The 23481-nt window shown below is 39.0% G+C and carries 24 protein-coding genes; 17 read left to right on the forward strand and 7 right to left on the reverse strand.

The genetic code is table 11. The annotated features are described in order from the left end of the window. Positions 1 to 44: 44 nt before the first annotated feature. Positions 45 to 770 (reverse strand): cytochrome b/b6 domain-containing protein, encoded by a 726-nt coding sequence (locus FJR05_RS06455; RefSeq protein WP_168643354.1) that lies wholly within the window; start codon positions 768 to 770, stop codon positions 45 to 47. 265 nt (positions 771 to 1035) lie between these two features. On the opposite strand from FJR05_RS06455, the gene FJR05_RS06460 reads away from it, so the two are divergent. Both FJR05_RS06460 and trpD read left to right on the forward strand, forming a co-directional pair. Beyond that, positions 1036 to 1842 carry a DNA adenine methylase gene (locus FJR05_RS06460; protein WP_168643355.1) on the forward strand — a complete coding sequence of 269 codons (807 nt, stop codon included), beginning with the start codon at positions 1036 to 1038 and terminating at the stop codon, positions 1840 to 1842. A gap of 91 nt (positions 1843 to 1933) precedes the next feature. Then, on the forward strand, positions 1934 to 2980 hold the full coding sequence (gene trpD, locus FJR05_RS06465; protein ID WP_168643356.1) for an anthranilate phosphoribosyltransferase: 1047 nt from the start codon (positions 1934 to 1936) through the stop codon (positions 2978 to 2980). Here the strand turns inward: trpD and FJR05_RS06470 are convergent. After that, entirely contained in the window at positions 2910 to 3986 is a 1077-nt protein-coding gene (locus FJR05_RS06470; protein WP_168643357.1) for a TIGR02281 family clan AA aspartic protease, read from the reverse strand. The two genes, trpD and FJR05_RS06470, sit on opposite strands and share 71 nt — an antisense overlap. Positions 3987 to 4266: 280 nt before the next feature. Between FJR05_RS06470 and carA the strand changes: the two genes are divergently transcribed. The 5 genes from carA to FJR05_RS06495 all read left to right on the forward strand — a co-directional run bounded on the left by carA (position 4267) and on the right by FJR05_RS06495 (position 8723). Further along, positions 4267 to 5412 carry a glutamine-hydrolyzing carbamoyl-phosphate synthase small subunit gene (carA, locus tag FJR05_RS06475; RefSeq protein WP_168643358.1) on the forward strand — a complete coding sequence of 382 codons (1146 nt, stop codon included), beginning with the start codon at positions 4267 to 4269 and terminating at the stop codon, positions 5410 to 5412. 268 nt (positions 5413 to 5680) lie between these two features. Continuing rightward, the gene (locus FJR05_RS06480) at positions 5681 to 6034 is read left to right on the forward strand and encodes an STAS domain-containing protein (RefSeq protein ID WP_371416846.1); all 354 of its coding nucleotides are present in this window, start codon (positions 5681 to 5683) and stop codon (positions 6032 to 6034) included. A 337-nt stretch (positions 6035 to 6371) separates the two neighbouring features. Further along, positions 6372 to 6851, forward strand: a complete 480-nt coding sequence (locus FJR05_RS06485; RefSeq protein WP_168643359.1) for a ribonuclease III domain-containing protein — start codon at positions 6372 to 6374, stop codon at positions 6849 to 6851. A gap of 224 nt (positions 6852 to 7075) precedes the next feature. After that, the gene (gene rlmB, locus FJR05_RS27875) at positions 7076 to 8308 is read left to right on the forward strand and encodes a 23S rRNA (guanosine(2251)-2'-O)-methyltransferase RlmB (RefSeq protein ID WP_371416850.1); all 1233 of its coding nucleotides are present in this window, start codon (positions 7076 to 7078) and stop codon (positions 8306 to 8308) included. A 112-nt stretch (positions 8309 to 8420) separates the two neighbouring features. After that, entirely contained in the window at positions 8421 to 8723 is a 303-nt protein-coding gene (locus FJR05_RS06495; RefSeq protein WP_168643415.1) for a DUF1816 domain-containing protein, read from the forward strand. Positions 8724 to 8789: 66 nt separating this feature from the next. On the opposite strand, the gene FJR05_RS06500 is transcribed toward FJR05_RS06495, so the two are convergent. From FJR05_RS06500 to FJR05_RS06510, 3 genes are all read right to left on the reverse strand, one after another. Further along, positions 8790 to 9632, reverse strand: a complete 843-nt coding sequence (locus FJR05_RS06500; RefSeq protein ID WP_168643360.1) for an alpha/beta fold hydrolase — start codon at positions 9630 to 9632, stop codon at positions 8790 to 8792. Between the two features lie 84 nt (positions 9633 to 9716). Further along, positions 9717 to 10295, reverse strand: a complete 579-nt coding sequence (locus FJR05_RS06505) for a CAP domain-containing protein (protein WP_168643361.1) — start codon at positions 10293 to 10295, stop codon at positions 9717 to 9719. 75 nt (positions 10296 to 10370) lie between these two features. Continuing rightward, positions 10371 to 11066 carry a CAP domain-containing protein gene (locus tag FJR05_RS06510; RefSeq protein WP_168643362.1) on the reverse strand — a complete coding sequence of 232 codons (696 nt, stop codon included), beginning with the start codon at positions 11064 to 11066 and terminating at the stop codon, positions 10371 to 10373. A gap of 245 nt (positions 11067 to 11311) precedes the next feature. Here FJR05_RS06510 and FJR05_RS06515 point away from each other — a divergent pair, with 245 nt between their 5' ends. Further along, the gene (locus FJR05_RS06515; RefSeq protein WP_168643363.1) at positions 11312 to 11755 is read left to right on the forward strand and encodes a hypothetical protein; all 444 of its coding nucleotides are present in this window, start codon (positions 11312 to 11314) and stop codon (positions 11753 to 11755) included. A gap of 349 nt (positions 11756 to 12104) precedes the next feature. On the opposite strand, the gene FJR05_RS26840 is transcribed toward FJR05_RS06515, so the two are convergent. Together FJR05_RS26840 and FJR05_RS26845 are read right to left on the reverse strand one after the other, a co-directional pair. After that, a complete protein-coding gene (locus tag FJR05_RS26840; RefSeq protein WP_217385537.1) occupies positions 12105 to 12308 on the reverse strand; it encodes a hypothetical protein in 204 nt (67 codons plus the stop codon). An 11-nt stretch (positions 12309 to 12319) separates the two neighbouring features. Beyond that, the gene (locus tag FJR05_RS26845; RefSeq protein WP_217385538.1) at positions 12320 to 12508 is read right to left on the reverse strand and encodes a hypothetical protein; all 189 of its coding nucleotides are present in this window, start codon (positions 12506 to 12508) and stop codon (positions 12320 to 12322) included. 144 nt (positions 12509 to 12652) lie between these two features. Here FJR05_RS26845 and FJR05_RS27880 point away from each other — a divergent pair, with 144 nt between their 5' ends. The 9 genes from FJR05_RS27880 to FJR05_RS06560 all read left to right on the forward strand — a co-directional run bounded on the left by FJR05_RS27880 (position 12653) and on the right by FJR05_RS06560 (position 23460). Beyond that, on the forward strand, positions 12653 to 12841 hold the full coding sequence (locus FJR05_RS27880) for a type II toxin-antitoxin system RelE/ParE family toxin (protein WP_371416848.1): 189 nt from the start codon (positions 12653 to 12655) through the stop codon (positions 12839 to 12841). Between the two features lie 50 nt (positions 12842 to 12891). Further along, positions 12892 to 13014 (forward strand): hypothetical protein, encoded by a 123-nt coding sequence (locus tag FJR05_RS27885; protein ID WP_371416851.1) that lies wholly within the window; start codon positions 12892 to 12894, stop codon positions 13012 to 13014. A 4-nt stretch (positions 13015 to 13018) separates the two neighbouring features. Beyond that, the gene (locus FJR05_RS06530) at positions 13019 to 13357 is read left to right on the forward strand and encodes a helix-turn-helix domain-containing protein (RefSeq protein ID WP_168643364.1); all 339 of its coding nucleotides are present in this window, start codon (positions 13019 to 13021) and stop codon (positions 13355 to 13357) included. Between the two features lie 465 nt (positions 13358 to 13822). Further along, complete coding sequence (locus FJR05_RS06535) at positions 13823 to 16381, forward strand: dynamin family protein (RefSeq protein ID WP_168643365.1); 2559 nt, start codon at positions 13823 to 13825, stop codon at positions 16379 to 16381. Between the two features lie 162 nt (positions 16382 to 16543). Further along, positions 16544 to 19957, forward strand: a complete 3414-nt coding sequence (locus FJR05_RS06540) for a virulence factor SrfB (RefSeq protein ID WP_168643366.1) — start codon at positions 16544 to 16546, stop codon at positions 19955 to 19957. 67 nt (positions 19958 to 20024) lie between these two features. Continuing rightward, complete coding sequence (locus FJR05_RS06545; protein ID WP_168643367.1) at positions 20025 to 21146, forward strand: hypothetical protein; 1122 nt, start codon at positions 20025 to 20027, stop codon at positions 21144 to 21146. Between the two features lie 53 nt (positions 21147 to 21199). Next, positions 21200 to 21502, forward strand: a complete 303-nt coding sequence (locus tag FJR05_RS06550; protein WP_168643368.1) for a hypothetical protein — start codon at positions 21200 to 21202, stop codon at positions 21500 to 21502. A gap of 108 nt (positions 21503 to 21610) precedes the next feature. Further along, a complete protein-coding gene (locus tag FJR05_RS06555) occupies positions 21611 to 22777 on the forward strand; it encodes a nuclease A inhibitor family protein (RefSeq protein WP_168643369.1) in 1167 nt (388 codons plus the stop codon). Positions 22778 to 22884: 107 nt separating this feature from the next. Then, entirely contained in the window at positions 22885 to 23460 is a 576-nt protein-coding gene (locus tag FJR05_RS06560; protein ID WP_168643370.1) for a Uma2 family endonuclease, read from the forward strand. Positions 23461 to 23481 lie beyond the last annotated feature (21 nt).

The raw sequence follows: 23481 nt of genomic DNA on the forward strand, positions 1-23481 counted from the left end.
TACTAATGAGGAATTGCTAAAAACCTCATTAATAACTCTTTTTATTATTCACCACCAGAAAAAAACACTGGTAAAATAAACGCTGCTATAATTCCCCCTAAGACAATCACCTCAATTATTTTCAATAATAAACCACTCGTCATGAACTGATTAATTTCTTCCTTAAGATTATTGGAAAAATTGCCCAACCAAACACAGAGACGACTATACCAGTTAGCAGGACTATCTTCTGGGCGGAACTTCCAGGATAATATTGATAATAATAATGGCACACCACCAACTTTAGCTGACATCAAAATATGAATTGCTAAACACAAAATTATGATTACCCAAGCTATGAGATGAGCATAATACCAAATATGATCAAGTTCTCCTAGTGGTAGCCATTCTTCCTTCATCATTCTCCCAGATACCACCACCAAAACAGCAGCAAGCAACATTTTAGTATTTACTAAACGTTGTAGACTTACCCACCAAATTGGGTTACCAAATTGACTTAGGTTTTGGATGGAATCTGGTTGTAATAGTCGTCTTTTTCCAGCATGAAAACTATAAACAGCAAAAAATGGGAATAAAATCAAGAAAAATACTGCCAATGTCCCATGAATATCCTGTATAGGATTGATTTTAGGAATCGGTATATATCCAAATCTTTTATCAAAAGTATTGTAAACTAAGAATCCGCTAATAATTGCACCAATTCCTAAAATCCCGCTTATACCATGCAGGATTCGGAATATTAATGGTTGATAGGGGGCTGAACGATTCATAAGTTAATGTAGTAAGGTTTCCAAAAAGCTAATTTTAGCTGAGTATATTAAAACATAGGATTTATATTACAGCAAATTGCAGATTAATTAGGCAGAGGATCTAAATTTAAAGCCGAATAGTAGGTTGGGTTGAATGAAGTGAAACCCAACATTAGCGGTAATATAGTAAGAGTTGTTGGGTTTGGTTGCGTCAACCAAACCTACAATAAATGTTGTTTTACTGAATCCTGAATTCTGCTATATTCCCTCTGGAAACTCAAATAATATGAATATCAAAAGTCCTCTCCGTTATCCTGGTGGAAAATCAAGAGCAATTAAAAGCATCGCTGAATGTCTACCAAAAAAGTTTTGCGAATTTAGAGAACCTTTTGTTGGTGGTGGTTCAGTTTTCATTTATCTCAAACAACAATTTCCCAATTTAAAGATTTCTATTAACGATTTAAACCCAGAATTATTTTTATTTTGGTATTTTGCAAAATCTGATTTATCAAAATTAGTTTCCGCAGTTCGTCAAGTTAAAGAAAATTCTCAAGATGGAAAATTACTTTTTGCCAAATTAGCTCATGTAAATGTTAACACATTATCAGACATAGAAAGAGCAGTCCGGTTTTTTGTTCTGAATAGAATTACATTTTCTGGAACTATAGAATCCGGTGGATTTTCTTTAGAATCCTTTCATAAAAGATTTACAAATTCATCAATAGATAGACTAGAAAAACTAGAAAATATCCTAACAAAAGATATCCAAGTTACTAACTTAGATTATAGCCATCTGATTAACGAACCAGGAAAAGAAGTATTCATATTTTTAGATCCTCCTTATGTTAAAGCTGAAAAATCTAAATTATATGGTAAAAAAGGAGATTTACATACAGGATTTGATCATCAAAGATTTGCTTCAAATTTAAAACAATGTCCCCATAACTGGTTAATTACATACGACGATTGCCCAGAAATCAGAGAAAACTTTAAATGGGCAAATATCATTGAATGGGAATTACAATATGGCATGAATAATTATCAACAGAAAAAAGCTGCAAAAGGCAAAGAACTATTTATTAGTAATTATTAGTAATTATCAGATCCCCGACTTCTCCAAGAAGTCGGGGATCTAAACCTCTAAACCTGATAAAATCACATCCAGTGTCAAAAAAAGCCGAACAATGGATTCTACTATTTGGTCTAACTTACTCAAACAATTATTAGAACGTCAATCATTATCCCGGACTCAAGCCGCAGAATTGATGCAAGGATGGATAAATGAAACGATTCCCCCAGAACTATCAGGGGCAATTTTAATGGCCTTGAACTTTAAAGGCTTATGTGCTGAAGAATTAACAGGAATGGCCGGAGTATTAAAATCTCTGTCTTCCGTACCCATAAATAAGGGCGGGGAAACCCCGCCCCTACGGTTAATTGATACTTGTGGTACAGGTGGTGATGGGGCATCAACCTTTAATATTTCCACCGCTGTCGCCTTTGTAGTGGCTGCTGCGGGTATACCTGTGGCTAAACATGGTAGTCGTTCTGCTTCCAGTCTGACAGGAAGCGCGGATGTTTTAGAAGCCTTGGGAGTAAATTTGACTGCTGCCAGTGATAAAGTCCAAGCAGCAGTACAAGAGGTAGGAATTACATTTTTATTCGCCCCTGGGTGGCATCCAGCCCTGAAAGCCGTTGCCCCATTACGGCGAAATCTCAAAGTGCGGACTGTGTTTAATTTACTAGGACCTTTAGTAAATCCCCTGAATCCTACTGGTCAGGTAATTGGTGTTTTTGATCCTCAACTGATAGAAACTGTTGCTGAAGCTTTAAATCTCTTAGGGACACAAACAGCAATGGTTCTGCATGGACGAGAAAAATTAGATGAGGCTGGTTTGGGCGATATTACCGATTTGGCAACTTTAAAAGATGGTAAAGTATTGCTAACTACTGTTGATCCCCAGGAAGTGGGTGTGATTCCTGCTACCATTACCGCTGTTAAGGGTGGTGATGCACAAGAAAATGCGGTGATTCTTAAAAAAGTTTTGCAAGGGAAAGGCACACAAGCGCAACAAGATATAGTGGCGTTAAATGCTTCCCTGGCATTGCAAGTAGCTGGTGCTGTTCCCTGGTTAAATCATGGTCAAGGGGTGACTGTAGCTAAAGAAATTTTACAAAGCGGTAGCCCTTGGACAAAGTTGGAACATTTAGTGGATTTTCTGAAGGATTAGCTTCTGAGTGGGATTGGGGACGAAATTCGACGACGTTACGTTTGATAGTGACATCGTAATTACCGAAGAAGTCATGTCCTAAAAGTCCTGTTTCTAGTTCTGTACCAGCGATCGCTACTGGGACCCTATTTACTGTCATACCCCCGGCTTCCATAGACTCAAGATAGCCAATAGGAAATTCCACAGCTTTAGCACTGGCGGTATTTGCTGTAGCCTTGCCGACAGTGACTACACCTAATGCCGCTGCTATCTTCTGGGTAATTACAGTCCCACTCGCTCCCGTATCCACAATCATCTCAAACCGCTGTGTCCCATTGAAAGTAACTTCAATAATTGGTGTACCACCAAGTCGCCGTTTAATTGGGGCAATAAATACCTCATGACGGCGAGGGAGGATGGGTGGTGGTGAGAAACTAGGCTTAGATAAGGATGGTTTTAGAGCTTTATCAGCGGGACGGAGGGAAACTATCACAGTAGTCTGTGGTTTGGGAACATCAATCACCACTGATTGCGGCTGAGTTACAGAAGATGCTAAATTTTTGGGGTAAGCTTTCCGGCGAGCTAAGGCAACTTGACGGCGATATTCAATGATTTGACGTTGAGCAAAGGCAAAATTGCTACTATTGCGCCTAACTTGCTTCATCAGAGCGATAGCGAAGCGCTGCTGCAAGCAGTTCGCATCTTGCCACTGACTCACCACCAACTTCCAATCATCCACAGATACAGCAGATTGGCTGATACTTTTAGCACCAGCAGCTTTATCTAGTGCCATTTCCAAAGGACTTAATTGGGTGGAAGCAGATGCTCGTGGCGTTGAATTTGGACTAGCTAACAGTTGTTTACGTTGACTGGAAGAACGGATAGCCGCCAAACTCCCAGTTGACAAAGACCGTTTAGACTCACCAGTTATCGTTGTCTGCTGATCTTGATCACAGGCAACAGTCAAAACCGTTAAACTAACGGAACAAAAAATGAGGGCTGTCCGGGACAAAAAATACTGAAGCATAGTGAATGTTTTAACCGCCCTGGCTGCTCTTCCCAAGTGTACTCCCCCCACCCAATTAAAAATGCTTGACTATTGAATCATTTAATTTTTTATTAATTCCCGTCAAAAATCTAAAAGCCTCAACTCATGGGATAATAAACAGTCGCAGTCGGACACCGGGAAAAAAATTAATTCAAAATTGGGAACAAGTGACTGGGAATGTGTGATTACTCCTCACCCCCTGCCTCCCCTGCCTCCCCTGCCTCCCCTGCCTCCCCTGCCTCCCCTGCCCCTTTAACCTATGTCCCTATCTGACGTAATACCTGCTCTACTTGTCTTAGCAGACGGTTCTGCTTATCGCGGTTGGTCCTTCGGTGCTATGGGAACCGCCATTGGTGAAATCGTGTTCAACACTGGCATGACCGGATATCAAGAAGTGTTAACCGATCCTAGTTACTGTGGTCAAATCGTTATTTTTACCTATCCCGAACTAGGCAACACTGGTATTAATTCTGAAGACGAAGAATCAAATCAACCCCATGTTAAGGGAGCGATCGCTCGTAACATCTGTCATAAACCTAGCAACTGGCGTTCCACCCAATCCCTACCCAACTACCTCCAACAGCACCAAATTCCCGGTATTTACGGCATAGATACCCGCGCCCTCACCCGGAAAATTCGGATGTTTGGAGCCATGAATGGCGGCATTTCCACAACAATTCTCGATGAAACAGAATTGTTAGAAATGGTACAATCAGCACCCAACATGACAGGATTAAACCTAGTCAAAGAAGTCACCACACCAAACGTTTACGAATGGAATGAAGCCACAACCACCCCTTGGGAATTTAACCCCGAAGCAGTGGCTAAAATTGGCCAAACCTTCACTGTCGTCGCCCTAGACTTTGGAGTCAAGCGGAATATCTTACGCCGTCTCGCCAGTTATGGATGTCGCGTCATAGTTGTTCCTGCCGATACACAACCAGAAGAAATTCTCAAATACAATCCAGATGGTATTTTCCTCTCCAACGGACCAGGAGACCCCGCCGCCGTCACAGAAGGCATCACCACCACCAAAGCCTTACTAGACAGCCAAAAACCCATATTTGGCATTTGTATGGGACACCAAATTTTAGGTCATGCCCTGGGAGCAGAAACCTTTAAACTAAAATTTGGACATCGCGGTTTAAATCAACCTGCCGGCTTACAAGAAAGAGTGGAAATTACCAGCCAAAACCACAGTTTTGCCCTGAACCCAGACTCCCTACCCACAGCCACAGTTGAAATCAGCCATTTGAACCTCAATGATCTGACCGTAGCTGGAGTCCGTCACAAGACCCTACCTGTGTTTTCCGTCCAGTACCACCCAGAAGCCAGTCCTGGCCCCCATGATGCCGATTACTTATTTGAGCAGTTTGTCCTAAAAATGCAAGCAGCACGGCAATAAATTTTGGATTTTGGATTGCCGATTTGGGATTGAACTCGCATTTTAGATTCACAAATTTAGATTTATGCCAGCAGAGGTAAGGCATAAACCACAAAAAATCTAAAATCTAAAATCTAAAATTCCCCGGTCATGATGGACATTGGTAATTAGTAAAAAATTTTGCCAGTTCCCAACATAGACAAATTGCTCAAAAACCATCTATACTAGAACGTTTACTTTTAGTAAAAAGAACGAGGAGAAAATCATAGCTGAACCACTAAATCTAACCGTGAGCCTGAGAGGTACACGCGAAGTCCGCGATAGCTGTCAGCTATTCCGCCTCACAGGTTTATTAGACGCTTTCTCTGAGCCGACATTCACTAAAGTAATTGGCAGTAAAATTGAGGAAGGCCCAAAAAACATCATTTTGGATCTCTCACACATTGACTTTGTGGATAGTTCTGGCTTAGGTGCGCTTGTAAGACTAGCCAAACTGGCTAAACCTGAACCTGAAAGTAAAGGCAGTTTCCAAATTGTCACTAATGCTCGTGTCACCCAAACGGTTAAGCTTGTTCGTTTAGAAAAGTTTCTCTCCCTACAAGTTTCAGTTGATGCAGCCCTAGAAAACATCCCAGCAGATTGATTGCTTGAATGGAAAATCTAAATTAAGCTATCCGATGTCAAATCTGGATAGCTTAATTTTTGGATTATTATAGCTGTATGCACTTGAATGAGATACAGTCAACAAATCGTCAAGCCTGTAGGGGCGCAGGGCCTGCGCCCTAGATTATACTGCATCGCGTGATTACCGCCATACCAAAGAAGAACCCCTATTTAATGTATGATGTTGAGAGTAAAGCAGTTTTACCCCTGACTCGGTGAATTGGTAAATTCTGCTGTAAATATAATTTAAGTTGCTTTAGATAATGCCGGCAAAAATTGTCTCCCGATGTAGTGCTTTTTTAAGGAATGATTAATCTGTGAAGTCCAAGGAGGAAACAGGCGAACACGAAGAAGATGAAACCGCTACACAGCATTCATCAGAGATTTACCCTTGGTTGGTAAATGCCACGCAACTACCCCAGCAAATATCCCCATCTCAAATAAAACAGATATCTCCTTCAGCATTAGCCTACTTGGGGGATGCAATTTACGAATTATATGTTAGAATGTTTTATCTGTGGCCACAACAACGATTGGAAAATTACCATCGTTCCGTAGTGGATCAGGTAAGAGCAGAAACACAAGCGCTACATTTGCGAATGTTAACTCCTTACTTGAGGAGTAACGAATTAGAAATTGTTCGCAGAGGTCGTAACTCTGCTACGAGTCGTCATAAACGACTAAATCCCGAAATTTATCAACAGGCAACTAGTTTAGAAACCTTAGTTGGCTACTTATATCTTACTGATTACCCCCGTTTAACCGAGCTATTACAAAAACTTCCCCTAGAGAAATAGTGAGAAGCTACATCTGGCGATTGTTACTGATTTGTACTGGTTCATTAAATTGATGTCATCGGGCTGTTCACTCATTTAAATCAAATCTCAATACTGTTATGACAAGTCAACCAAAGAAAAATCATTCCGGCGGACAACCAAAACGTGGTCAGCCAGTAAAAATTAAGGGTAAGCGCGTTGTGCCTCAACCTAGCCGTAATCAAGGCAAAAGTGATGGTAAACCCATTTCCGTTAAACCCCGGACATCTCGCTATGGTTCTGAACCATCCCCAGAAGTGCGGGTAGACAGAGACGGTAAATCCTATTCTGCAAAACCTCGCTCTCGCTACGGTTCTGAACCATCCCCAGAAGTGAGGGTAGACAGAGACGGTAAATCCTATTCTGCAAAACCTCGCTCTCGCTATGGTTCTGAACCATCCCCAGAAGGTAGAGGAGACAGAGACGGTAAATCATTCTCCGTTAAACCTCGCACATCTCGCTATGGTTCTGAACCATCCCCAGAAGGTAGAGGAGACAGAGACGGTAAATCATTCTCCGTTAAACCCCGGACATCTCGCTATGGTTCTGAAACATCCTCAGAAATTACCTTAGCAAATGAAGGTAAATCCTTTACTGGTAGACATCGTCCTTCTTTTCAATCTTCCCAGCAACTTCCAGAAATTGCATCCACAGAAGAGAGTGATCTCATCTATGGTCGTCATCCAGTTTTGACGGCGTTGGAAAATGAACGCAGTATTAACCGTCTTTGGATTACTACCCGTCTTCGTTATGATCCCCGATTTCACCATTTGATCTTGCAAGCCAAGGATAATGGCGCTGTTATTGATGAAGTTGAACCAATGCGGTTAGACCAAATTACTGGTCGCGCTAACCACCAAGGGATAGCGGCTCAAATTGCTCCTTATGCCTATATTGAATTAGAAGACCTGATTGCTAAGTCCAAATCTATTACTGATCCTGTAATTGTAGTTGCTGATGGTATTACTGATCCCCATAACTTAGGGGCAATTATTCGCACAGCGGAGGCTATTGGCGCTCACGGTTTGGTGATTCCCCAAAGAAGAGCAGCGGGAATTACTTCTACTGTAGTGAAAGTAGCAGCAGGTGCATTAGAAACCTTTCCTGTATCTAGGGTTGTCAATCTGGGTCGCGCTTTAGAACAGTTGAAAGAAGAAGGTTTTTGGATTTATGGAACTGCGGTTACAGGTAGCGAACCATTACAAAGTGTAAAATTTAGCGGGCCTGTGGTTTTAGTTGTGGGTGGTGAAGGCGAAGGTCTGGGGATGTTGACACAACGTTCTTGTGATGTTTTGGTGTCTATTCCCTTACAAGGTAAGACTCCTAGCCTCAATGCTTCCGTGGCAACTGGTATGGCACTTTACGAAATTTATCGTCAAAAATCGCAGAATACACTGTATCTTGATAAAATACAGACAATTGCTTTGAAAAAACAATAGTACAAAAGCTGATCTCGTAGATATTTATCTGCGAAATCAGTAAATGTAAAAGACAATAAATTTAATCTATTTGCACACGGCCAGTTATCACGTTTATAAATCGGCGAAAACTATGACAGCAATTTGGCATAACTTCCAAGAGAGGTTAATTAGTACATTCAATGGACTCGGTCTTGCTTGGTGGGTAGAAGTTGTTACACAGAATCCCCGTTGTACATACTACTTTGGTCCATTTTTCAGTTCTGCGGCAGCTACTAAAGCCAGTAATGGTTATGTAGAAGATTTGGAGATTGAAGGGGCGCAGGGAATTATGGTAAATATCAAACGCTGTAAACCTACTGTTTTAACAATTGCTGAAGATTTGGGGGAATGGATAGACCGTAAAGTAAAGCCTGTCTTTAGCGGTCAAAATTAGTCTAATTACCAATTCCAGAGGCTGTTATCGTTCCTGGGCTAATCCTGGGAACGAGTTATGCCTAATTTAAACTTTCACGATTTGGGGGTTGGTTGCTAACCAATTATCAATATCTCCTAATAACTGTTGGGGTATTTCCCAAGGAAAGAGATGGGCTGTGTTGGGGTAACATTGCCATTTAGAGTTTTTTAGGTGTCGGGCTGTTTCTAAACTAGCATCAGCGTTAATGTGGCGATCTTGTTCACCAGCAAGCACTAAGCTGGGACATTGGATTTGCCAAAGGTCTGGGGTGCGATTATAACCCGCTCTAATGGCGCTGTAGAGGGCGTTGGTGGCGGCTGATGAGGTTTGTAAGTAGGCTGGTAGGGCATCCTTAGCTATGTAATTGTAGGCTGTGGATGTGTGTTGTTGAATTAGGTAGCGAAAGAGCGATCGCTTGCCAAAAGTATTAATATTCCATTGCCAACTCGGTTTTATATAGTTTAATATACCTGCAATGCCTGTATAAATATTGTCTTGCCAAGAAATTTGGGGATGATTGCCCCAAGGTCTAGCAGCTGTGGCTACTAAAATTAAGCCTGTGATGCGTTGGGGTAGGCGCATGGCCAGTTCCATTGCTAAAATGCCTCCTAGCGACCATCCCAATACTAAGCATTTTTCTATTTTTAACTGGTCTAAAAGGGCTTCTAGGTCATCTAAATGGTCTTGCATTGCAAATTTGCCCTGAAACCGACTTTTGCCATATCCGCGTAAATCTGGAGCAATGGTTTGGTAGTGTTGTGATAAATGATTTGTGAAGACGGAAAGGCTACGTCCCGAACCAGGATGACCATGTAAACCAAGTATGGGAAATCCTTGACCTTGGGTGTAGAAGTTAAGTGGTACAGTTCTAGGTGTGTGATTTCCCATAAATCTCTGTTGTATAGCTATATAAATTATGTTTCGCGCAAAGGCGCAAAGTAAAGGGCGCAGGCCCTGCGCCCCTACGGTTATCTATTTTTCGATGTAACCGCCAGCGTAAGTAATTACACACATAGTTCCATAGGTGATGTGATTGCCGTAAGCAACGCCAGTGGTTTGAAAAGCTGGGTTAAAAATGTTTTTTCGATGTCCACGAGAGGGAACTCCATCATCAATTATCAATTGCATGATAATATCCTGGGCAGTTTTTTGACCGTAGCTGATATTTTCGCCGGCGGTGGTTTGCCATTGACCATAACGATTTAAACGGGTAAAGGGATCACTGCCGTCACTACCATTATGACCGATTCCACCTTTTACGCCTTGGTCTTTGACGTGATCTTTTGCGGCTATAGACATTCCTGTAGAGGGATTTAAGACAATGATTGGAGTGGTAGACTTGAGGGAAGCGATCGCCTCATCAACAGCTATAACTCCTTCTCTGGTTTGTAAATAGGAATTTTCAGCGATTTTGATTTTTGTGCCTTCAAATTTCTGTTTCCAGCTTTCTAGAAGCGGTACATAAGCGGCAGGATTTGTCCGTACCAAGTTCATTTCGGCAATTACTTTCTGTTCTAAATCGGAGAAAATGGTCAAATTTGCCTCAGTCATTGATTACCTACAACTGTAAGATAGATGCTATGGGTTAATCATAAATCTTCCGTGCAAATCTTGAGAATCAGAAATCTATTTTTCTATATAACCGCCAGCATAGGTAATCACACAGATAGTTCTGTACTGTTTATGAAAACCGTAAGCCACACCAGTTACCCGAAAAGATGGATTAAAAATATTTGTCCGATGTCCACGAGAAGGTACACCATCATCAATTATTAGTTGCATGACAATATCTTGGGCTGTATTTGGTCCATAACTGATATTTTCGCCGGCGGTAGTTTGCCATTTACCATAACGATTGATGCGAGTGCTAGGTTTGCTACCATCACTACCATTATGACCTGTTGCTCCCTTTGGTCCTTGGTCTTTAACATGATCTCGCGCACCTAAAGACATTCCTTTCGAGCTACGTAATGCACCAACGGGACGGACGGATTTTAAAAAAGTTATAGCTTCATCAACAGGTTTTACTCCTTCCTGGGTGATTAAATAGGTATTGTAGGAAATTTTGACGCGATTCCCCTGAAACTGTTTTTTATAATTTTCTATAATAGGTATATATGAACGAGGATTGGTTCTAACTTTGTTAGTTTCAACAATTACTTGTTTTTCTAAGGTGGAAAGGTAACTCCCTTTTGTTAGTAAAGTTTGATGATTTTTCTTAGCAACTAGTGGCAGAGTAGATTCCAGTGGTTTTAGTAGTTGACTAGAAAAAGCAATTGCCAGTGTAATAGGCAATAATACCAAAAATCTCAGATAACCCATTCATAACCTCATTTTTTTTGGGTAATTTTTACAGTAGTTGTCTGTGGGAAAACTACTTGTTATCTGTTGTAATATTTTTGGCTATTAAATGTAAAGGTTTATTGGTAAATAAAATTGTACAATTCCTGAATCAGTTTGGGATTTTAGACTACAAAACCTAATTTATTATAAGTTTATTGACGATCAGTTTTACTCTCCCTAAATAGTTATGATTTTTCACAGATAACGATCATCGGAGGTAAAAAATGCGATTCCCAAATTTGTTCTTGTTACTGTTTATCTTTTCTACTGGATTTATTTTACCTGCTTTTGCACAAACTCCTTCTAGACCATTTCAAGACGAAGGTACTTGTACTTCTGGACCAACAAGCGGAACTGGAGGAGGACGTAAATCTTGCAATGGATCTGTTGTTTGGCCAGATACAGATGCAGAAAGACCTAGTGGTAAATACGCTATTGATGTCAACACAGTTCAAGTTACTACGACAGATAAGCGGGGTAGTGGCAGCGGTTGTAGTGCGCCTACATTTACCTATGAAGACGTTAAAGTTCAAGTACCGGGAATTGGAGAAACAAATGTAAGAATAGCCACAAAAGTTACAGTAAGTTATAATGCTCGTGGTAGTAGCGGAACTGGCACGCGAGGTAGAATTGCTTGCAAAATAACTGGGAAATATAATTCCTTATAACTGGAGTTTAGACTAAGACATGACAAAATGACCCAGAAGGACTGAGTTTACAAATTACATAGCTCAAACTAGAAAAATTAAGAGGTTAAGCCGATTTAGGTTGTTCCTTCTTTGGTCTAGGGGTAGTCTTTTTGACGGTAGGGTAGCGAATTCTGGGTAAGCGGATTCTCCCAGTAGGCCAGCCGGGAGACTTTCCACGTGGTTTGGGGGAAACAGCCGGTGTACCAATCGCGGCGAAAACTCCTCCCATGTACTGAGCAACCCTTCCAGGAGATAAATTGGTTTGTTTTTTCTGCCAAGGTAATGGATTATCAGCAACAACATCACGGGCTAACCGTTCGGCTGACGCTCACGGCGAAGCCAAAGTTGCCAAGTCATAAGTGGTAATAGGTCGCTCCACTTTTGGTGGGTCGTTAACCTCGACAGTTTCATCTGGTGTCCACCATGTACTTGAGTCATTCAACTTAAATTTTGCACCATGAGAACGGGGACGACCTTTGCCGCTATAAGGTGGTGGTGCATCATATACCACTCGATTGGGACCTAACCGCATTAATTTATCTGCTACGGGTTTTTTCTTGACATTGGTTGTTCTTGATGCTCATAGGTTCTGTCCTTTAACGTCGGTACATCTATTCTCGCCCAAGCTGTATTATCTCCCGCTAAGATTATTCTTTCTGTGGGATTGAGTTGTTCTATATACAATTTCATTAATTCTGTTCTTGGGGGATTGCCATCCTGTATTGTACCCACAATTGGTCAATTATGCTGAGGTCTAGGTGTGGGAAATTTAAGAGTTCATCACTTGTAAACCAGTCACCATACTCTTTACCTACAGCTTTAATCATGACGTTGTAAGGACTTGAATAAATATGGATTCTAAGCCATAATAAGTTCATGACATGGGAAATTTTATTTCATGACGAGTTTCTACCTGAATTTTCTGAACTAACTACAGAAGTACAGGAAGAACTTCTTGCACACACAAAATTACTAGAATCCGCCGGTCCACTGCTACGCAGACCTCATGCTGATACACTTAAAGGTTCTCGGCATAAAAATATGAAAGAACTTCGTTTTATGTAGATGATGGTGTATAGCGAATAGCTTTTGCTTTTGATCCAGAAAAGAAGGTAATATTACTTGTAGCTGGTAACAAAGCTGGAATAAGTGAAAAAAGATTTTACAAACAATTAATTACAAAAGCAGATAACCGATTTAACTCCCATCTTCAGGAATTAAAAGACAAAGGAGAATAAAAATATGGCAACAAAACTAACTGACATAATGGCACAATTACCACTTGAACGTCGGGCAAAAATTGAAGCTCGCGCTCAAGAACTTATTTTGGAAAATATGACACTTCAAAATATGAGAAAAGCCAGAAAATTAACTCAAGAATCTATGGCAGAATTATTAGGAATCCGTCAAGATAGTGTTTCTAGATTAGAAAAACGGGCGGATCTTTTACTTTCTACATTACGTAGTTATGTAAAAGCAATGGGAGGAGATTTAAAACTTGTGGCAGAATTTCCTGATAGACCATCTGTGATTATTTCTGCATTAGGAGAATTAGAAGATGAAGATTCTGTACTAGAATAATCGTCTTTTTCGGGGACAGTAAAAACGATTTACCCTAGAGGATGTTTGAAAAGTTTTTAATGTATAAATAAACCCCTCTCCAAACTTCTCTCCGACGCAGGGAGAGGCTTTGAAACCCCCATTTCCTTTAAATAGTATTATCTTCTTTATTTAACAAGTTGTGGTAAGCATTCAGTCGTCAGCTATCAGCAAGAATTGAATTGATAAGCATTCTGAAATTAATTACTGATGTCAGTCTCCCTATTTAAAAACCCCTAAAATCCAGTTTTAGCTGACTGCTGACCACTGATAGCTGAATGCTTACAAGTTGTGTCTGTTTCTTGTTAAAGATTATTCATAAACCATTGCCTTAACAGAACGGTATTATTTTGCGTCTTGTCTGTTTTCGTTGTATCAGTGGTGGTGGTTTCTGGGTTTTGTGTTATAACCCAGTTGTGAAAATGAACTCAAACGAAAGACTACTCTATGGAACCAGATAAGCTGGCGCGATTGAAAGAGTACGGTGAATTTATCCTCCGCAAAGTTGACTCAGTTCCCCAACGCCCTTCCCAGGAGGAAGATTGGGTTCCCACTAGTCTTGATGATTGTCTGTTGCGGTTGCGAGAGGCGGCACAGAAAACTGTGGAACTGGCCAACTCACCGGTGAAAATTGGTGTAATGGGGGAGTTTAGCAGCGGCAAAAGTTTGCTGCTAGGTAGTTTGATTGGTTATGCGGACGCTTTACCTGTGAGTGAAAATCCGACAACAGGTAATGTCACAGCTATTCATATTAAGCCCCAAGATGATTTTGCGACTACTCAGGTAGATAATTATACGGTGGAATATTTATCCCATGAAGGGGTAAATGAGTGCTTACACTTCATTCTCAAAGAAGCAAACCGTCGCGCTGTGTCTGCTGGGGTGACACCTTTACAGGTGGCTAAAATTAAAACTGGTAAGGATATCAGTATTTGGTGTGAGGAAGTTTGGAAAAGCTCAAATAATTTAGAGTTGCGTTATTTGGTGCGGGAGTTAGTGTTATTTTTGCGGGCTTATCAGGCTTATGGTGAGGCTTTATGCGGTCGCTTTTACCAAATTGATGGTATTACTGCCCGTGAGGGTTTACAACTGGCAGAAATGCCAATGGCGATTCAATCTCTCAAGTTTGAGGATTTACCAGCAGCGAATGTTCGCTTACCAAATGCGCCACAACGGTTAGGAACGCAATTATTACAAACCAGTTTTCCTTTAATTCGTCGCGTTGATATTGAAGTGAAGATATCACGGGAAATTTGGGATGTTACGGGTGCAGAAGAGTTTGTGCTGTTGGATTTTCCGGGGTTGGGTGCTGCTAATTCTGGGGCTAGGGATACATTTTTATCGTTGCGAGAATTGGCACAGGTACAGACAATTCTAGTTTTACTTAATGGTAAATCGCCGGGGAGCGATCGCGCCAATAAAATTTTCACAATGATGCAGCAACAACGCCCAGGACAAGACCTCAAGGATTTAATTCTTGTCGGTGTGGGACGTTTTGATCAACTGCCTTTAGAAAGTGAAGGTGGAGAAAGAGAACTAGATTTATTAATTAATCATCAATCTAATGCTCAACCTTTACAAACAAATGCAGTTTTCCAAAAATTAAAAGTTCTCAAAACTATTATTGATGGGGCGGAAGCATTTACTAGTCAAAAAGACAGAATTGTTTTATTATCACCTCTGTTAGGATTAGCTGAATTAGCTAAACGTTCTGGTCAAGTGAAAGCAGGTTCTGAGGAATTTCTTGCTAATTTAGATTATCCAGAATATCTAGAAAGACCGAAAAAGTTACAACAGAAATGGGGTGATTTAAGTGAAGCTTTATTAGCAACAGATGGGAGAAATCAATTAGGCAAACAATTGGGTTATTTTGCTCAAGATGGTGGTATTAGTAAATTAAGAGAATTGATTCAAACTCATGTCGCTAATCACGGTTTAAAGCAATTATATGAAGATACCCGTCGGGCTGCTGATGGTATCCGTCAACAACAAGAATATCTCAAAGAAATTATTGCCGAAATTCACGAACAAGGTATACCCACAGTTGATACTCCGGCTTTACTAGAATTAAGAACAGCCATAGAAAGTTTAGATAGAACCTACAGAAACTTTCAGAAAGATTTAGGTAAAGAACAACTGAAAGATAGAAGAGGAATTGTAGTTAGTGATGTCATTAAAGATGAACTAACTTTAAAAGTTTTGAATTGGAGTCAGTGGACATTACTATTTAATAAAATCCAAAATGGCACAATTACCTTAGCAGAATTTAAAGGTGCAGCGGGGAAATTATTTGATAGAGGAAATCGGGTTAATACCTCCATACCGACTAAGAGTGATGACTTTTATCCAGCCTTTGAGAAAACAGTCAGAGAACTGGAGAATTTTGCGAGCGATCGCATTCGTCAAGCCGTGATAGACTTATTAAGCTCATTGGCACATGAAATTACCCTAGAACGGGAAAAACTGCAAACCATTCTTCAGCCAGAAATGGAACCAGAAATTGAATCAAAATTTGGACTTGAAGAAGCAGATTTATTTTATAAACTGTTATTAGGATCAGATCCTCGTCAATGGAAAGAAGCCATTATTGCCGAAATTAATAACCATAATCAAACCATCAAACCAGAAAGTATTTTTCCCCTAGCTAGACAAGACGAAAAACACAGTGTAGGACAAATTTTTGATTGGTCTCCCGAAAGAAATCAAAACCCATCCAGAAGTGCCAATCATCAACTTTTCGTATTACGACTGCGAGATGAAATTACCGCCAGTGCTAGTCTTCACCTTGTGCAATATGTCAGTGAAAGCAATCAGCAAGTAAATATAGAAATCAATGGAATTTTAGATCAAATTATTCCCAGCTTGCAAAACCTTTCCAAAAAAGAAGCACTACTAAGATATATTGCTGCAAGAGATTCACAAGCCGAACTAGCCATTCCCTCTTGGTTAGAAATCCTCACCGATATTGCCACAATTAATGAAGAAGAACTATTTACCTGCATTTAATTGGTACTTCCTTCTTCCTTCTTCCTTCGTGTTCTTCGCTTCTTCGTGGTTCATTTAATCCATATTCTTCTATTAACAAGAGAGTAAACCTTTAGTTATCAAATAAATTTAGGGAAATGCACTATCAATGAAATATTAACAAACAAAAAAGGAACATCAAAAATGCCTGTGGAAATTCAGCTTCTACCTAGCTTTAAATTAGGTGTGAAAGAAAACACACAGTTGCATCTACCCACCATCCAAATTGTCCCTATTAAAAGCAACATTCCCCACATTTCTCGGATTACCTGCATCGTGAGAGGTACACCAAATGAATTAGCAGCAAAAATTCAAAGCAGCTACAGACAATTTCACTCAGCTACACCCAAACAAATTTATAATATTTCTCAACTAGGACAATATCCCTGTCAGTTAGATGCACCTTTAATCACAATAGTTGATTGTATCTTAAAGGTAATTGTCGAATATTTTGATTCTGACACTGTAGGAAAACCAAATTTGTCCATATCTAATCATGTATGTGCTGAATGTGATCTTTGGTTTATACCCAATTTACAAACATCATCAAGTTCATCTACAAAAAATAATCCACCCATGAATACTTCACAATTTGATCACTATTTGCATAATTTAAGTCAACAACTCAGTGAAAAACTCAACGAAAAACAAAGAAAAAGATTTCCTGGTTGGTTAGCTTTAGATTTTGGTACTTCCAATTCTACAGTAACACTTTTTGACCCCATAGAAGTTCCCATTGCCGAAGTTTTACCCAGAGAACAAGAACTGAGATTAAGAGAACGTATGGCGGAATGGTTCAATTCCTCCCCAGATTTAGCCTTACCAGATGTTAGTAGTGGTGAGTGGGAAAAATTCCTGATTGATATTAGCAAAAACTTAGAAATAGAATCAGATCAATTAAGTGAAATTTTTGAAAGCGATAACAAAGAATTATTTTTAGAAGCAATTCGGCAAATTGAATTATGTCTAGGAACAAGTGATAGATTTCGGCGGGCTGTTAGCAAAAAACTTTATGCGATATATCATGAAGTTTTTCGTGTTCCCACATTAGAATCACAAAATTTAATTCCCGTAGTTTTAGATATTGACCGGCGCAGTACAGAAATTCCCAGTGAAATGGAAGTATCGCAATTAATCCCCTTAAAACTACGCATGGGTAGAGACGCAAGAGATAATAGAAAAAAAGCCATAGCCCAAGGAACAACTATTTCAGTTAAAGAAATTATTAGCAGATTTCACCATTCACCCAAACGCTATTTTGGACAAGATCGATTTTTCCCAATTATCTTAGAAGAAGATGAAGAAAACATTCAAGTTAATCGCCTCATTCAAGCAGCTTGGGCGCAATTAATTGAATTAACAGAAGATTATCGCCAACGGGCTAGACGCAGATTTTCGGAAGGCGATTTTTTAACAGCAGTTGTTACCTATCCCACCGTTGCCCCTCCCGTAGTTCGTAAAGAAATCAAGCAATTGGTACAGGAATTAGGCATTGATGATGTCCAAACAGCCTATGATGAAGCTGTGTCTGTCGCTATCTTTTTCCTGTGGCGAGAATTTGGCGGAAATCTGAATATTGGCATTGAATCTTTTAAAACTCGCTGTCGTCAAAATGGCAATAAATGGTCACAAAATGTCCTGGTTTTAGATATTGGTGGCGGTACAACTGACTTAGCTTTAATTGAACTTACCCTCGAAGATAAAACTCCATTTTTTGCAGATCATGAAGATCGAGGTTTAGGAGGACGTTACTACAAACTTACCCCCAAATTATTAGGTTCTTCGGGACATTTACAATTAGGTGGAGAATTAATTACTTTACGAATTTTCCGTTTGTTAAAAGTAGCAATTTCTGATTTTCTGCTTACCGCAGTCACGACAGGTGACATCGAAAGCGATAAATTAGAAGACTTAATTAACTCCGAATTAAACGACCGTTTTTTAGAAGATGGAAAATTTAAAACTGGTAGTTTGCTAAAATGTATAGATAAAGAAAATCCTGAAGGTGACGTTGCTTTTAAAGATGCCCTAGACACTGCCGAAAAAGTCTTACCAACTCGTTGGCAACAAGCACCCCAACGCCTACAAACCTTTTACACATTGTGGGATCATGCAGAAGCCGCCAAACTTAAATTAGGACAAAAAACAACCACAGATGGTTCTTTATTAACTTTCACTTTAAATGAACAACAAATTGGCGAACTGCTTGCCCAAAGTGCCATTAAATTTCAAGTGAGAAGTTCTGAATCTATTTATTTAACTTTAGATCATCAGCAATTTGAACGGGCAGCAACTTCGTCAATTAAAGAAGCAATTGGGATTGCTAAAGGTTTAATAGAAAGCCGTCTTAGTTCAGAACCTAATCAAAAAGTAGATTGGTTAATTCTTTCTGGAAAAACTTGTAGTCTTGATCTTGTGCAACAACAAATTTACGAAGAATTTAGTCAATCACCTTATTTTGTTTGGAATCCCGAACGAATTACTTTTGTTTTAGAATTTACTAAACTTGCCACTTCCGCCGGTGCTTGTTATGCCGAAAAACTGCGTCGTTTTCGATTTGATCCTGAAGAATCTAAAAGTCTATTACGCAAAGGTGCAAATCAATTAGAAATTGATGTCAAAAACCTGTTTTATTATCTTCCTTGCAACTTCAAACGCAAAACTCAAAGTAACGACCCACTAGCCATTTTTAGTGCTGGACAAGAACTATATCAACTTGCACCTTGGGACACCGTTGCTAAAGTGCGGACACCTTGGCAGGGGATACAATTAACTAATATTATCCATCGTCAAGATTATGAAAATGGAACTTTTCGCCTGTGGGGTAGTTTCGACGGTAAAATATTGATGGATAAATTGGGTATGGAAGAACAGGAATTTCTCAAAAAAATCAAAATCCAATTTGAAATAGATCAAGCTTTACAATTTAGTGTTTTACTATGTCGTGGTAATCCCCATTATTTAATAGATGTGGTTGGTATTGATATTAATTCAGTCATATCTAAATCTACTGAAAATGCCTTGTTTGCTGATGGTAATCTAAAGTGGAATATTGCCATAGAAAACCATCAACATAACTTAAATGATGGTGATATTGCTATTAATGTTTTAGAATCTGCCACAGTTGATCAACCTCATGCTTATCATTTAGTATTTGCAGTTGATAATAATGAAAATAAATCAATGGAAATATTTCATTATTTACAAGATGGTGTGAAGCAACCAGGAACAGGATTAATTAGTAAACCTTTGCCATCATTTCCTCAAAGTGGTCAACATACTTTCTACATTTATCAAACTGATAGTGAGACAAATACTAAAAAATGGCTACGGATTGGTACACTCAATAAACCAGATATCATCACAGATTATCCCTGTCAATATCATGTAACTCTTGATAATACAGGCATATTAAGAATGCACGCGGGGGCAGTTCCTTATTGGACATCTAATAATCAAGAATGTCTCGAACAAGAAGGATGTGTTTATCGGGCAGAATTGGAATTACAACCCAATGAAGTTGATAAAGAACGTGATCCTTTTTGCGGTATTCATTAAGTTCAAGATCCCCGACTTCTTGGAGAAGTCGGGGATCTAAAATCTTTTTTTTCATCCTGATAAAATTATGCAGAATCTACATAAACTATTAACTATAGAAAACTCAGAATTAGCCAAAATATTGCGGTTTAATTTATATGGATTAGCTGCAACTTTAACAAAAGCAAATCAAGAATATCCATTTGATGCCGGATGTCAGGTATGCGAAGAACTTCTACAAGAACTTCATCAATTATTAGAACCATCATTATCAGATCCCCGACTTCTTCAAGAAGTCGGGGATCTACAACCACTTCAGTTAACAAATGGATTAAAATTATTAAAATTACAAGAAACTTTTAATAGCGATTCAGAACTAAAATCTTATCTCGGTAATTCTTGTATTCAAGGTCAAACTGATGCGGAAATATGGAACGAAATTCATAGAAAACTGTTGCGAGTTCCTGAAGATGTAGCGACACTTTGGCGACATAAGGCTTTAGAATTAGCACAGGAAGTAGGGGCAGTTGTAGATAATATCAATCTGGATGAATTGCCATTTGTCCGTGATGAAATTATTTATCCAGGGTTGAGTGGTGCAGTTCAAGCTAAAGGACTATGTTTATCTCAAACAGCTTTAGTAAATGCAGAGATTTCCCAAACTCATCTTTCTGAAAATTTATATTTAATCGCCGGCTTTTTACTTTTATATATTAAGTTTATAGAAATAGATCCAGACTTACATCATGCTTTAAAAAGTGTTTTTAGCTTTGATGTAGTTTCTTTATCTGCCAAATTGGAACAACGTTATCAGTATATTGATGCTTTAAGCGATCGCTTGCACCGTATCCAAAAAATAGATGAAAATACTGATGCAGTTCTTAATTTATATGCTTGGATTGACATAGATGAAGCCATTCATTCCTTAGTATTTATCCCCCCCGCTGAACGTTATTCTTGGTGGGGAAAATTACAAAAAGAATCCCGTCATCTACTAAAAAAAGCCGCCGATAAAGCAGTGAAAGCAGGTAATGAAGTCCGACTCAAACAATTATCAGGACTGTATGCTGATGTTTGTGAATTTTCTAAAGATGACCTGCAATTAGACTGCGGTGGTAATCCTGGCGAGGTATTAACCTGTTTGCGAGTCTATGCTAAAATTAATCAGCAACAGTATCCAGGAAGGGTAATATTTCGGACTTTACGCTAAATAAAGAACTTTGTCCAAATTGCCCTGATATCTCCCACAAATAACCCTATATCATGATCAATTTTGCACCTATCTTTTTTTTACCGCAAATAAGCTATTTAGGGTTACTGCAATTGGGTTTTACATGGAAGTTGATATTATTAGTAGTTTTTGGGCTGCTAGGGTTAGTAATTGGCGGGATTTTTGCAGTATATTTGACCGTAATACTGGAATGGCTGAGTAATCGCAATTCTCCTCCTAGTGAATCAGGTTCAATGGGTGGAGTAGCATGGCTAGGTATTGGGCTAGTTTTGATATGTATAATTAGTCCCTTGATGGGAGCGATCGCTATCTATCTAACTGCTTTGTACCTATAGATTTAAAACTTATTTATTGACATAAAATTTATATTTCTATCTTGTTTACCTGTCATCGTTTATCTGTGCGAAAATACTGTTATCAAAACATTGATTTATTTAAAACTTATGCCTAGTCACACAATATATCTTGACGATGGAAAATACAATTATATCATGACAATTACACTTTCTGACTGTACAGTTAGTGTCACGACTGACGGTGTGGGATTCAATGCACACTCTTTTGAAAGCCATGATTTTGCAACTGAAACTGAAGCGTTAGAGTTTTATGAAACCACTATTCGTCGGGAGAATCCTAGTTATCAACCACCAACAGATTCATCATCTTCTGAAGAGATAGAGGAAGAGGAAGAAGAGTTAGAACTGCGATCATTTGATTTCGATTTACATGACAAAAATTTACCAACCGATGAATTAGTAAATCGTTTAGCAGTAGTGTTACCTGGTTTGGGAATTTATGAGTGTGAATCTGGGGATTATCCTTTTAAAACATTTGTTTGGAAAGTAGATGAACAAGGAGAGTTGACAATTGATAAACTGCTGGTGACAGGTGGATTTATGCAAGAGATTGAATGGAATGATTTTTTGCAAGCTGTAATCACTAACAGCAGCAATATCACCAGCGATTTGACTTTAGAACCAAACCTAACTCCAGAAGAAATTTCTCAAAAATGTCAAATGCTAGAAACTACAATGCGATCGCAATGTAAAACCATTTGTGTGTATAAAATTGTTCAATTGAATCCCGACTTACCTAATGATTACTTCGAGCAATTTTATATTATTGTAGGTGAAACCCATGATGGCTATTGGTTGGGAATTTCCCCACAAATCTGCGCTGATGACAATATCAGAACGGACACAGAAAGATTAGATATCTCCACAAACTTTACTCCTGTAGCCAGCAATCAAACATTAATTGATACCTTACAATCCATAGTAACTGGTTTAGAGTTTGCGACCACTCCAAACACAACTAATAGAGAATTTTACTTGATATCTGGTAATTCCAAAGAACAAACAATTTATCAATTAGTTGATGGAATTAATTTTGTAATTACTTGTACCTTTGCACCCTTTGGTTCAGTCGCAGAATCAGAAGATCCTCAATTTTTCCATTCTATACAACCCTTAGATCAACTATTGGAGTTAAATCTTTCTAATTTACGCGAATATGTAATCGGTTCTTATTCCACCTATTATCTTTACACAATTGGTAATACCCATAGTGGTGACTGGGTAGGAGTTTCAAACGTTGCTATCTGGTCTTAGAAAATGCGTTAAAACCTCCATTCCCTTGTAGGGGCGGGGAAACCCCGCCCTCGATACTATATTGATGCTACAATATATTTATCACCATCACTAACCAGATTATTTGTATGGTTATCACTCCTTTGAAACTAAACTTAAATACAGTTAATTTTACCGATGAACAGTTTTATCAACTATGTCAAAAAAACAGCGATTTAAAATTTGAACGCACATCTACCGGAGAATTAATTATTATGCCACCAGTAGGAGGAGAAAGTGGTAATAGAGAAGCTGATTTGATTACTGATTTAGGTATTTGGAATCGTCAAACAGGACTCGGTTACACCTTTAGTTCTTCCACTATATTTAAATTACCCAATGGTAGCGATCGTTCCCCTGATGCAGCTTGGATTAAAAAAGAACGCTGGGAAGCACTCACCCCCGAACAAAAACGCAAATTTCCCCCCATTGCACCGGATTTTGTCATTGAATTAAGGTCAGCAACAGATGATTTAAAAACTCTGCGTCAGAAAATGCAAGAATATATAGATGCAGGAGTGAAACTGGGATGGTTAATAAATCCTCAACAGCAACAAATAGAAATTTATCGTTTAGGAAAAGATGTGGAATTACGAGATTTGCCTACAGAATTATTAGGAGAAGAGATATTACCAGGATTTAGTTTGAGTTTAGATTGTTATTAAAATCTCAAGTAAAGTGTTATA

The sequence above is a fragment of the Dolichospermum sp. UHCC 0259 genome (assembly GCF_009711935.1).
Classification (GTDB): domain Bacteria; phylum Cyanobacteriota; class Cyanobacteriia; order Cyanobacteriales; family Nostocaceae; genus Dolichospermum.